This window comes from Hydrogenophaga sedimenti (assembly GCF_051857515.1).
In the GTDB taxonomy this organism is placed as follows: Bacteria; Pseudomonadota; Gammaproteobacteria; order Burkholderiales; family Burkholderiaceae_C; genus Hydrogenophaga.
This window is the reverse complement of the sequence record NZ_JBPZHA010000005.1, coordinates 241,609-253,878: the sequence shown is the minus strand read 5'-3', so window position 1 is coordinate 253,878 and position 12,270 is coordinate 241,609. Positions and strand designations below refer to the sequence as shown.

Sequence of the window (12,270 nt, the reverse complement as noted above, 5' to 3'; positions counted from 1 at the left end):
GCCTCAGAACTTCAGGCTGGCCGTGACCTGCAGCGTGCGGCCGGCGCCCGGCACATAGTGCGCGGGGTAGATCTGGTCGGCGTACAGCTTGTTGGCGGCGTTGGCCAGGTAGGCCTTGATCGAGAGGCGCTCGAAGTCGAACACGTACTCGGCCATCAGGTCCACCGTCGCGTAGGCGGGCACCTTCCACTCCGCGCGGATCGGGCTTTGCGAACTGCGGAAGTTGACGCCGGCGCCCATGCGCAGGCGGGGCGTGAACTGGTAGGTGGTCCAGACCGTGCCGCTGTGTTCCGGTGTCAGTGCGGGACGGTCGCCCGGGCGTTCGCCGACCACCGCCTGGGTGCAGGTGCCGGAGGCGGGGCAGGGCGCTGCGGCGTCCACCTTGGCGACCGGAATCCACATGTAGGAGCCGTACACCTCCCACTGCGGCGTCAGGCGGCCGGTGATGTCGGTCTCGAAGCCGGCCACGTGGCGCTTGCCGGTCAGCACCGTGACGGGGCGGTCGGGGTCGGTGTTGCGCTCGTTGTATTTGGTGGACTGGAAGACGGCCAGGCGCGTGGTGAAGCGCCTGTCCTCCGAGTCGAGCTTGGCGCCGATTTCGAGGTTGACGCTCTTTTCCGGATCGGTGTCGGCGTTGGCGGCGCTGAGCGAATAGGCGTCGCCCGAGGTGTTGAACGACTGGCCGGCCGAAACGTGGAACGAATGCAGCGGCGTGGGCTGGTAGAGCGCACCGATGCGCGGGCTGAACTCCGCCACGTGCATGCGGTACTTGGTCGCCGTCACGGGACCTGCGGCCGAGGTCGGGATGGTGTTGATGTCGTAGTCGCCGTTGAGGTTGTCGTAGCGCACGCCGCCCACCAGCTTCCAGGCCGGGGCGATCTGGACCACGTCCTGCACGTAGGCGCCGACGCCGGTCGAGACATAGGCGTTGCCGACGCGCAGCACACGCCGCGACTCGTCGATCGCAGGGCCTTCGCCGGGGTTGCCGAGCGTGGTGGTCGGTTTGCTCAGGGTGACACCGCCCTGCGCCGCTGTCCGTTCGGCGTACACCGTGCGCTTCTCGCGCGACAGGTCGACACCGGCCAGCAGTTCGTGTTTCACGCCCAGCGCGTCGAACTTGCTGCTGAAATCCGACTGCACCTGCACCGTGTCCATCTTCTGGACCTTCAGGTTGGTGCCGCGGGTGAGGATGGTGCCGCTGCCCAGGGTGTCCAGCGAGACCGAGCTCGGGCACTGCGGGTTGGTGACGGCGCCGGTGGTGGCGTTGACCGAGCGGGTGCAGGCGCGGATGGTGCTCGCACGCAGGTCGCGGTCGAACTGGCCGACCCGCACCTGGGTCTTGAGTTCGCTGTCGCGGCTGAAGCGGTGGGTGTGGGCGAAGCCGGCGATGGTGGCGCTGGAATCGTTGTAGTCGCTGGCCAGGCCGTAGTCGGTGTCCGGGTCGACGGGCAGCAGCACGCGGTCGGACGAGCCGGCCTTGGGCGCCACGAAGGGCATGCCGTAGTTGATGCCGTTGCGGTTGTCCAGGTGGTAGAGGCTGCCCAGGAACTCGTCCTGCTCGCCGATGCCGGTGCGGTAGGCAATGCCCATGCCGCGCTTGTCGACGCTGGAGCCGCTGCCGTTGTTGTCGGCCTTGTTGACCATGGCGTTCAGGCGCAGGGCCGAGCTTTCGCCGGTCTTGATGTTGAAGTCGCCGGTGGCGCGCACGAAGTTGTGCGTCCCCACGGTGAGGTCGACCTGGTGCTCGTCGAGCAGGCGCGGTGTCTTGCTGACCTGGTTCACGGCGCCGCCGGTCGAGCCGCGGCCGAACAGCATCGAGGCCGAGCCGCGCAGCACTTCCATGCGGTCGAGGTTGAAGGTGTCGCGGTCGTAGATCGCGGGGTCGCGCATGCCGTCGATGAACAGGTCGCCGGTGGATTGCAGGGCGAAGCCGCGCAGGCGGATGTCTTCTTCACCGCCCTCGGCCGCCTGGAAGGTGATGCCGGCGGTGTTCTTGAGCGCTTCCTTGAGCGTGTCGAGGTTGCGGTCGTCCATCAGGCGCTCGGTCACCACCGTCACCGATTGCGGGATGTCGCGCAGCTGCTGTTTGCCCTTGCCGATGCCGGTGTCGGTGGCCTGCAGGGCGTCTTTGCCTTCGGGGGCCAACGCCTTCTCGCGCACGACCACGGTCGGCAACTGCCTCTCGTCGGTTGCGGGGGCGGTCTGGGCCAGCGCGCCAAACGAACCGGCCAGCAGCATGGCGCCCAGAGGCAGGGCCACACCTGCGCTGGTGCTCAGGGCGGGAGAAGAGGAAGGAAGGGGGCGACGGGCGCGGGCCGGCGCTTGCTGGGTGCGTTGGGACATGGAAGCTCTGGTCGAACGGGTTGTCGGCTGGCTTCAACGTGTCACGCTGTGGCTGGCTGGAAGTCTCGATGGTAAATAAAATGCGAACGATTCGCAATAAGATTGTTGCGACCCGGACACATGCCGCGATGCTGCAGAGCAATAAATCCTATCGATGCCATGCAAACTATCAATGCGGAGCTTCAATAGTTATGGGCTATGATTTCTCCCGTCGCGATATCCATCGCTACTTCTTCCCTCAACCTGTCACAGGAAAACACCATGTCCCTGATCAACACGCAAGTGCAACCGTTCAAGACCACCGCCTTCGTCAACCGCGCCGGCAAGGGTGAGTTCATCGAAGTGACCGAGCAGTCCCTCAAGGGCAAGTGGTCCGTGCTGATCTTCATGCCGGCCGCCTTCACCTTCAACTGCCCGACCGAAATCGAAGACGCCGCCGACAACTACGCCGCCTTCCAGGCCGCCGGCGCCGAGGTCTACATCGTCACGACCGACACCCACTTCTCCCACAAGGTGTGGCACGAAACCTCCGACGCCGTCGGCAAGGCCAAGTTCCCCCTGGTCGGCGACCCGACCCACGCCCTGACCAATGCCTTCGGCGTGCACATCCCCGAAGAAGGTCTGGCCCTGCGCGGCACCTTCGTGATCAACCCCGACGGCGTGATCAAGACCCTGGAAATCCATTCCAACGAGATCGCCCGCGACGTGTCGGAAACCCTGCGCAAGCTCAAGGCGGCCCAGTTCACCGCCGCCAACCCTGGCCAGGTCTGCCCGGCCAAGTGGAAGGAAGGCGCCAAGACCCTGACGCCTTCGCTGGACCTGGTCGGCAAGATCTGACCATCCCCGCGCCGCGCCTTGCGGCGCGTCACCCCCTCAAGGGGGCAACGCGTGCGGTCTGGCAGAGCCAGTTCCGCCGCGTTCTGGACGAAGGCATTTCGCTCCGGAAGTTTGTTTTGTTTTTCCCGCTGTTGTCCGTCAGCTCCCTCGTTGGAGCGAGATGCGAGGCCAGCGCGGAACCGGCTTTGCCGGGCCGCTGCTGGCGCCCCCCTTGGGGGGAACGCCGAAGGCGGCGCAGGGGGTAGGAGATTCTCATGCTCGACGACACCCTCAAGGCCCAGTTGCAACAGTACTTGGGCATGCTGCGCCAGCCCATCACGCTGATCGCCTCGCTGGACGACAGCGAGACCGGTGCAGAGATGCGTTCACTGCTGGAAACCATCGCCAGCCTGTCGGACAAGGTCACGCTGGACACCTCGGGCACCGACGCCCGCAAGCCCTCTTTCGTGGTTGCCCGTGTGGGTGAAACCCAGGGTGTGCGCTTTGCCGGCCTGCCGCTGGGCCACGAGTTCACCTCGCTGGTGCTGGCGCTGCTGTGGACCGGTGGCCACCCGCCCAAGGTGGAGCAGGAAGTGATCGACTCGATCAAGGCGCTGGACGGCGACTTCCGCTTCGAGGTCTACATGTCCCTGACCTGCCACAACTGTCCGGACGTGGTGCAGGCCCTGTCGCTCATGGCCATCGTCAACCCCAAGGTACAGACCGTGGTGATCGAAGGCGGTGCCTTTCAGGCCGAGGTCGAGTCGCGCCAGATCATGGCCGTGCCCATGGTGTTCCTCAACGGCGAGGTGTTCGCCTCGGGCCGCACCTCGGTGGAAGAGATCGTCGCCAAGCTGGACACCAAGTCCGGCGAACGCGAAGCCGCCAAGCTCAACGCCAGGGACGCTTACGACGTGCTGATCGTCGGCGGTGGCCCGGCCGGTGCCGCCGCCGCCGTGTACGCGGCCCGCAAGGGCATCCGCGTGGGCGTGGCCGCCGAACGCATGGGTGGCCAGGTCAACGACACCATGGCGATCGAGAACTACATCTCGGTGCTGGAAACCGACGGCCCCAAATTCGCCGCCGCGCTGGAGGCGCAGGTGCGCCACTACGAGGTGGACGTGATGAACCTGCAGCGCGCCACCAAGCTGGTTCCCGCCAGCGAGCCGGGTGGCCTGGTGCAGGTGCAGATGGAAAACGGCGGCGTGCTCAAGGCGCGCAGCGTGATCCTGTCGACCGGCGCGCGCTGGCGCAACGTCAACGTGCCCGGCGAGCAGGAATACCGCAACAAGGGCGTGGCCTACTGCCCGCACTGCGACGGCCCGCTGTTCAAGGGCAAGCGCACGGCGGTGATCGGCGGCGGCAATTCGGGTGTGGAAGCGGCCATCGACCTGGCCGGCATCGTCGAGCACGTGACCTTGGTGGAATTCGCCGACCAGCTCAAGGCCGACGCGGTGCTGGTGAGCAAGCTCAAGAGCCTGCCCAACGTCACCATCCACGTCAACGCGCAGACCACCGAGATCACCGGCGACGGCAGCAAGGTCAATGGCCTGAAGTTCAAGGACCGCGTGAGCGGCGAAGAGCAGCTGGTGCCGCTGGCCGGTGTGTTCGTGCAGATCGGCCTGGTGCCCAACACCGAGTTCCTCAAGGGCACGGTCGAACTCAGCCGTTTCGGTGAGATCGTGGTCGACGCCAAGGGCCACACCAATGTGGAAGGCGTGTTCGCGGCGGGTGACTGCACGACCGTTCCGTACAAGCAGATCGTGATCGCGGCGGGCGAGGGCGCCAAGGCTGCCCTGAGCGCCTTCGATCACCTGATCCGCCAACCGGTGGTCGCGCCGGCGGACGTGGCGGTTGCCGCCTGAGTCTGGCGTCCTTCCGGCGTTTACCCACAAAAAAAGCCACCGGTTGCCCGGTGGCTTTTTTGTTGGGTGAAGCGGGCCGGGTGGTCCGCTGCCCGACGGGTCAGTGACCCGATGCGCCGGAGGCGCCGATGCCGGTCTCCGAACGGACCTGCTGGGCCAGGAAGCCCGCGCGGTCCTGCTTGGCACGTGCGCTGTTGTCCAGGATGGAGAACAGCCAGATGCCGATGAAGCCGATGGCCATCGAGAACAGGGCCGGCGATGTGTAGGGGAACAGCGCGGAACCCTTGGGGTTGCCCAGCGTGGCTTCCCACACCGACGGCGACACGACGGTCAGGGCGACCGACGAGATCAGGCCCAGGAAGCCACCGATCACGGCGCCCTTGGTCGTGCAGTCTTTCCACAGCACGCTCATGAACAGCACCGGGAAGTTGGCCGAGGCGGCGATGGCGAAGGCCAGCGACACCATGAAGGCGATGTTCTGCTTCTCGAAGGCAATGCCCAGCACCACGGCGACGATGCCCAGGCAGATGGTGGTGATCTTGGAGACGCGCAGTTCGTCGGCGCTGTCGGCCTTGCCCTTCTTGATCACGGTGCCGTAGATGTCGTGCGACACGGCCGAGGCGCCCGAGAGCGTCAGGCCGGCCACCACGGCCAGGATGGTCGCGAAGGCCACGGCAGAGATGAAGCCCAGGAACACGTTGCCGCCGACGGCGTTGGCCAGGTGCACGGCCGCCATGTTGTTGCCGCCCAGCAGCGCCTTCTTGGCGTCCAGGAACTGCGGGTTGGTCAGCACGAAGGTGATGGCGCCGAAACCGATGATGAAGGTCAGCAGGTAGAAGTAGCCGATCCAGCCGGTGGCCCACATCACCGACTTGCGTGCTTCCTTGGCGGACGGCACGGTGAAGAAGCGCATCAGGATGTGCGGCAGGCCGGCGGTACCGAACATCAGCGCCATGCCGAAGCTGATGGCGGAGATCGGGTCCTTCACGAAGTTGCCCGGGCCCATGATCGAGGCACCGGCCTTGGCGGCGTCGGGCATCGCATTGGCCGTGGCCAGGTCCTTGGCGGCCTTGGCGACCGCTTCAGGGGTGGCTGCGGCAGAGCTGGCGGCGTTGGCGGCGGCGATGGCGGAGTCCTTGGCGGCACCGCCGAGCTGGGCCTTGATTTCCACGGCCTTGGCGAACATGGCTTCGGGGCTGAAGCCGAAGTGCCACAGCACCATGAAGGCCATGAAGGAGGCGCCGCCCAGCAGCAGGCAGGCCTTGATGATCTGCACCCAGGTGGTGGCCGTCATGCCGCCGAACAGCACGTAGACCATCATCAGCGCGCCGACGATGATCACGGCGATGTAGTACTCCAGACCGAACAGCAGCTTGATCAGCTGACCGGCGCCCACCATCTGGGCGATCAGGTAGAAGGCCACCACGACCAGCGTGCCCGAGGCCGCGAAGATGCGGATCGGCTTCTGTTCGAAGCGGAACGCGGCCACGTCGGCGAAGGTGAACTTGCCCAGGTTGCGCAGGCGCTCGGCCATCAGGAAGGTGATGACGGGCCAGCCGACCAGGAAGCCGATCGAGTAGATCAGGCCGTCGAAGCCCGACGCCATCACGGCCGCGGAAATACCGAGGAACGAGGCCGCGGACATGTAGTCACCGGCAATCGCCAGACCGTTCTGGAAGCCGGTGATGCCGCCGCCGGCGGTGTAGAAGTCGGCCGCGCTCTTGGTCTTGGCGGCAGCCCACTTGGTGATGAACAGGGTGAACACCACGAACAGCGCGAACATGGTGATCGCGGTCCAGTTGGTGGCCTGCTTCTCGGCCTGGCCGAGGTCGGCGCCAGCGGCGTGTGCGCCCAGCGCCAGACCGGTCAGGGCCAGGGGCAGCAGCGTGCGGAGGGAGGTACGGATGGGGTGCTTCATTTCTGGACCTCGGCGACGATGGCGTTGGAGAGTTCGTCGAACTCGGTGTTGGCGCGCCGCACGTAGATGGCGGTGATGATGATGGTGAACACGATCACGCCGAATCCCACCGGGATGCCGACGGTCATCACGCCACTGCCCAGTCGCTGGGACAGGAATTCCTTGTTGAAGGCCACCAGCATGATGAAACCGTAGTAAACGATCATCATGGCGGCGGTCAGGATCCAGCCGAAACTGGATCGTTTGGCCTTGAGTTCCTGGTATTTCGGATTGCTGATGATCCGTTGTGTCAGCTTGTCTTCCATGGGGGCTCCTCTGCGTTTTAGAGAAGACCAGCTTAGGCCGACGGACTTACCGTCGTCTTACCTCAAAATGACTGCCCGCTGACGGTCGGATGCTCTGCAAATGGAAGCGCCAACCTCAGGTATTCGGGGTGGCCAGACGGTCAAAGGGCAGGTGCTGCTTGACCAGGATGACCGTGCACGGCGCCTCCATGGCCACCTTGATCGGCACCGTGGCCACAAACCGTTGCATCTGCAGGCCATGCGTGGCGGCGCCCATGACGATCATGCTGACCTGGTTGCCTTCGGCGTACTGCACCAGGGCCTGGGCCACATCGCTGGCTTCCAGCACGTGGTAGGAGGTCTGGTGGCCGGTGAGGTCCAGTGGCTGGGCCCACTGGCGCAGCATCGACAGGTGGCGTCGGTGCACGGCGGTCTCGCTGCGCAGGGCGTCGGTGCTGCTGGTGGACCCGGGCGAAATCACCGTGACACAGGCCAGCCGTGCGCCCGGGCGGATGCCCAGCGAGCGGGCGACCGCCTGGCGCAGCGAGTACAGGGTGGCGTCAGTGACGTCGTGGTGGGGCACGGCCACCATCACGATCGGCACCTCGTCGATGTTCTGGGCCGGTTTGGGGCTGGGCTGGTAGTGCTTGCCGGCGGCGCGGATCCAGCGCTTGAAATGTTCCTTGAAGCCGGTGCCCTCGGTGCGCTGGGCCCGCTCGGTGAGCGTGACGTCGGCCGGGTGGGCCAGGTCGAAGGCCAGGTGGGCGGCCGACGAATGCCGCTGCGCCGCCTCGGGCTCCAGGCAGCGCAAGATGATTTCCTGCAGCCAGGGCGCGATGTCCGCGCGCAGCGCACGCGGCGGCTTCGGGTCCATCCACAGGCGCTGGCGCATGCCGCCGTCGCTCTGGGGGGCACCGAAGGGCAGTTCGCCGGTCGCGAGTTCGTAGAGGATCACGCCGATGGCGAAGATGTCGCTGCGCGTGTCGCCCCGCACGCCGACCACCTGTTCCGGCGCGATCCAGGCGGGAGAGCCCACCGCCTTGCGCAGCTCTTCGGCCAGCAGGTCGGGAAAGTGGGCATGGCACGAGAGGCCGAAGTCCAGCAGCACGGCCGTGCCGTCGGGCTCGATCAGCACGTTGGCGGGCTTGAGGTCGTGGTGGCAGACGTTCTGCCGGTGCAGGCTGTGCACCGCGTGGGCCAGTGCCGTGCCCAGCCGGGCGACTTCCTCGGAGGACAACGGGGTGTAGGGTTCACCGGGTTGCGGCAGCCAGTGGTCCAGCGTCCGGCCCTCGACGTATTCCATGACGAGGTAAGGCACGTTGTCGAGATCGCCGGCCGCGACGAAATGGGGCACGTGCGGGCCGGTGAGCACTTGCAGCAGCTGGTGCTCGACCTCGAAGCTGACGATGTTCTCGGCGCCGTCTCCTGCGGTCATGCGCGGAATCTTCATCACCATCCGGAAGCCGGGGTCGCCGGCGCCGTTGGCGTAGTGGACGGCATAGATGTGGGCCATGCCCCCGGAGTGGATGCACTCGTCGACGACAAATCCGTCGAGCTGGGTTCCCGGTTCCAGCAACTTCATCGCGCGGTGTCACCTTCCCTCTTCGAGACGCCTGGCAAAAAACTCCGGCAGACCGGCGCGCCGCACCGAGGCCGCTGCCGCCGCATGGTCGTACGGTACCCGCTGAAAGCACAGCCGGGCCTGCTCCATGTCAAACACCGCGTACATCGCGGTGGGCTGCCCGTCGCGCGGCTGGCCGACCGATCCGACGGTGGCGATCCACTGGCGGTGACCGGGCGTGGGAATCTCGACGCCGGGGGTGGGCTTGAAGGCCATCAGGCCACGGCCGCTGCCTCTGTAGTACAGGGTCTGTTGGTGCACATGACCGCCGAACACATAGCGGACGCCGGGCTGCTGCAGCGCCGCTTCCAGGCTGACGCCGGCGCTGCGCTCGTCTTCCACATAGCGCCATCTCTGCGGCGCATCGGCGCTGGCATGCACCAGCAGGCAGGGGCCCAGGGTGGCCGTGAACGGGAGCGCGGCCAGGAAGCTGCGCTGCTGCGCCGAGAGCTGCTCGTGGGTCCAGCGGGCGGTCGAGTCGCCCATCTGCAGGGACTGCGCCGGAGGCTCGACCGCCATCGCGTCGTGATTGCCTTTGACCAGCACGGCGCCATCCTCGGCCAGTGCCATCACCTTCTGCATCACCGCGCCCGGATCGCCGCCGTAGCCGACCAGATCGCCGAGCAGGGCGAACCGCGTGCATCCGTTGAGCCAGGCGTGTTCCAGGCAGGCGTCGAGGGCCTGCACGTTGGCGTGGATGTCGGAGAGCAGCGCCAGTTTCATGGAGGGTGGGCGGGTGTGTCGGCGGTCTTCAGGGCGGGGGCACACCGAGGGCCTGCGCGAGCTCTTTCACGGCGGCCGCCGGTGCGGACTTGGCGATGGCCGGCAGCAGGGCGACGAGGTCGTTGTATCCACCCGCGCCTTCGACCGCCAGGTTGAGACGGAATCCACGCAGCCCCAGGGCCGCCGTGATGCGGATGGCGATGGGGTACGCCTTTTTGTATCGATCGACGTCCGATTCCCCGGAGGGGTTTGTGGCTTCGGTTGCCGGCGCTGCGCTGGCGCCAGCCTGTGCTACTGGAGCCTGGAGGAATTCCTTTTCCACCAGGTCCAGGATGTCGGCCTGGGTCACTCCCAGACCAACGGTGGAGGACAGCACCTCTTCGAGGGGGCGTTGTCCGTCAAAAAGTAGGAAGGCGGCTCGCTGACGGGCAGACATCAACGGATTGCGTTGCTTGAATGCCTGCTGACCCGCCTCTGTTTTCTGGTAGCGCAAAACGAATGGCCGATGGGGCGCCGTTGCCTCTTACTGCTTGGCCGGGGCTTCGGCAGGGGCGGCGGCTGGCGCGGGAGCGGGAGCGGCGGCCGGTGCATCGGTTTTGGCCGGCTCGCTGTGGGTGGCTTCGCTGCCGTGCTTTTCACCGCCCATGTCGATGTCGCCACCGCTCTTCATGAGCATGAACAGGGCGAGTGCCGCGAAGACGATGAAACCGATGAGGATCTTGATCATGAAACTTACCTTCCTGGTAAAAAGAAACCCATGCAGGGCATGGGCTTGTAGGGAACCGGGTGAGCACCGGTTCGCCGCCCTGCGGACGGCGAACCGTCTCACAAATTTCAGTCGTTGGCGTAGATGTCAACGTCCTTGGTTTCCTTGATGAACAGCGTGCCGATGATGAAGGTCGCGGCAGCGATGATGATCGGGTACCAGAGTCCGTTGTACATGTTACCGGTCTGGGCCACGATGGCAAAGGCCGTCGTGGGCAGCAGGCCACCGAACCAGCCGTTGCCGATGTGGTAGGGCAGGGACATGGAGGTGTAGCGGATGCGGGTCGGGAACATTTCCACCAGCATGGCGGCAATCGGGCCGTACACCATGGTCACCAGGATCACCAGGTAGGTCAGGATCACGACGATCATGACCTTGTCCAGCTTGGCGGGATCGGCCTTGGTCGGGTAGCCGGCGGCCTTGAGGGCGGCGCCCAGCTTGGCGGTCAGGGTGGCGTCCTTGGCCTTCTTCTCGTCGCCCAGGGTCTTCGCCGCATCTTCGGCGGCCTTCAGTGCCTTGGCATCGGCGTTGCCGGCGGCCTTCATGTCGGCCACCTTCTTCTCGGCGGCGGCCTTGGCAGCGGCGATGTCCTCCGGCGTGATGGCGGTGCTGATCACGGTCTCACCAACCTTGATCGTGGCGGGGGTGCCGGCAGCGGCGACTTCGTTGGAGTAGCTCACCGAGGCCGAAGCCAGTTTCTGCTTGGCGATGTCGCACGAGCTGGTGAACTTGGCGGTACCGGTCGGGTTGAACTGGAACGAGCATTCGGCCGGGTTGGCGGTCACGACCACCTTGCTGGACTGCTGGGCCTTGTGCAGGTCGGGGTTGGCGGCCTTGGTCAGGGCTTCGAAGACCGGGAAGTAGGTCAGCGCAGCCAGCAGGCAACCGGCCATGATGATGGGCTTGCGGCCGATCTTGTCGGACAGGGCGCCGAACACCACAAAGAATGGGGTGCCGATCACCAGCGAGGCCGCGACCAGCACGTTGGCGGTGGCGCCGTCGACCTTGAGCGACTGGGTCAGGAAGAACAGGGCGTAGAACTGGCCCGAGTACCAGACCACGGCCTGGCCGGCGGTCAGACCGATCAGGGCCAGGATCACGATCTTCAGGTTTTTCCATTGGCCGAAGGACTCGGCCAGCGGCGCCTTGGAGGTCTTGCCCTCGGCCTTCATCTTCTGGAAGGCGGGCGATTCGTTCATCTGCAGACGGATCCACACCGAAACGGCCAGCAGCACGATGGAGACCAGGAACGGCACGCGCCAGCCCCAGTCGGCAAAGGCTTCTTCGCCCAGGGCGGTGCGGGTACCCAGGATCACCATCAGCGACAGGAACAGACCCAGCGTGGCCGTGGTCTGGATCCAGGCGGTGTAGGCGCCGCGCTTGCCGTGCGGTGCGTGCTCGGCCACGTAGGTGGCCGCGCCGCCGTACTCACCACCCAGCGCCAGGCCCTGCAGCATGCGCAGGCCGATCAGGATCACCGGTGCGGCCACGCCGATCGAGGCGTAGTTGGGCAGCACGCCGACGATGAAGGTGGCGCCACCCATGATCAGGATCGTGACCAGGAAGGTGTACTTGCGGCCGATCATGTCGCCCAGACGGCCGAACACGATGGCGCCGAAGGGGCGAACAATGAAGCCGGCCGCGAAGGCCAGCAGCGCGAAGATGAACGCAGACCCCTGGTCAAGGCCGCTGAAGAACTGCTTCGCGATGATGGCCGCGAGCGAGCCGTACAGATAGAAGTCGTACCACTCGAACACGGTGCCGAGGGACGACGCAAAGATCACTTTGCGTTCCTCGGGCGTCATCGGCCGGGATGCGGTTGTCGCCATGAATTTGTCTCCTGTTGTTAACGATGCGGTGACCTTTTGCTGGTCACCTGAAATCGATTTTTTGGAGGCCGCCTGACGGCGTTCTGACGAAATGTCACAAATCCC

At 65.7% G+C, this 12,270-nt stretch carries 10 protein-coding genes; 2 read left to right on the top strand and 8 right to left on the bottom strand.

From position 1 onward, the window contains the following. Positions 1-3: 3 nt before the first annotated feature. The gene (locus ACS5NL_RS10615; protein WP_439353758.1) at positions 4-2,343 is read right to left on the bottom strand and encodes a TonB-dependent receptor; all 2,340 of its coding nucleotides are present in this window, start codon (positions 2,341-2,343) and stop codon (positions 4-6) included. Between the two features lie 261 nt (positions 2,344-2,604). Here ACS5NL_RS10615 and ahpC point away from each other — a divergent pair, with 261 nt between their 5' ends. Together ahpC and ahpF are read left to right on the top strand one after the other, a co-directional pair. Beyond that, the gene (ahpC, locus tag ACS5NL_RS10610; RefSeq protein WP_411364125.1) at positions 2,605-3,180 is read left to right on the top strand and encodes an alkyl hydroperoxide reductase subunit C; all 576 of its coding nucleotides are present in this window, start codon (positions 2,605-2,607) and stop codon (positions 3,178-3,180) included. Between the two features lie 254 nt (positions 3,181-3,434). Next, positions 3,435-5,024 (top strand): alkyl hydroperoxide reductase subunit F, encoded by a 1,590-nt coding sequence (ahpF, locus tag ACS5NL_RS10605; protein WP_439353757.1) that lies wholly within the window; start codon positions 3,435-3,437, stop codon positions 5,022-5,024. Between the two features lie 100 nt (positions 5,025-5,124). Here the strand turns inward: ahpF and ACS5NL_RS10600 are convergent, their stop codons facing one another. The 7 genes from ACS5NL_RS10600 to ACS5NL_RS10570 form a co-directional block, all read right to left on the bottom strand. Beyond that, complete coding sequence (locus ACS5NL_RS10600) at positions 5,125-6,942, bottom strand: cation acetate symporter (RefSeq protein WP_439353756.1); 1,818 nt, start codon at positions 6,940-6,942, stop codon at positions 5,125-5,127. Continuing rightward, entirely contained in the window at positions 6,939-7,247 is a 309-nt protein-coding gene (locus ACS5NL_RS10595; protein ID WP_439353755.1) for a DUF485 domain-containing protein, read from the bottom strand. The genes ACS5NL_RS10600 and ACS5NL_RS10595 overlap by 4 nt, the downstream gene beginning before the upstream one ends. A 115-nt stretch (positions 7,248-7,362) precedes the next feature. Then, positions 7,363-8,808 carry a serine/threonine protein kinase gene (locus ACS5NL_RS10590; RefSeq protein ID WP_439353754.1) on the bottom strand — a complete coding sequence of 482 codons (1,446 nt, stop codon included), beginning with the start codon at positions 8,806-8,808 and terminating at the stop codon, positions 7,363-7,365. 9 nt (positions 8,809-8,817) lie between these two features. After that, positions 8,818-9,570: a metallophosphoesterase family protein gene (locus ACS5NL_RS10585; RefSeq protein ID WP_439353753.1), complete on the bottom strand. Its 753-nt coding sequence runs from the start codon at positions 9,568-9,570 to the stop codon at positions 8,818-8,820. A gap of 28 nt (positions 9,571-9,598) precedes the next feature. After that, entirely contained in the window at positions 9,599-10,063 is a 465-nt protein-coding gene (locus ACS5NL_RS10580; protein ID WP_439353752.1) for a hypothetical protein, read from the bottom strand. A gap of 30 nt (positions 10,064-10,093) precedes the next feature. Then, on the bottom strand, positions 10,094-10,297 hold the full coding sequence (locus ACS5NL_RS10575; RefSeq protein WP_439353751.1) for a hypothetical protein: 204 nt from the start codon (positions 10,295-10,297) through the stop codon (positions 10,094-10,096). Positions 10,298-10,404: 107 nt separating this feature from the next. Continuing rightward, entirely contained in the window at positions 10,405-12,165 is a 1,761-nt protein-coding gene (locus ACS5NL_RS10570; RefSeq protein WP_439353750.1) for an MFS transporter, read from the bottom strand. Positions 12,166-12,270 lie beyond the last annotated feature (105 nt).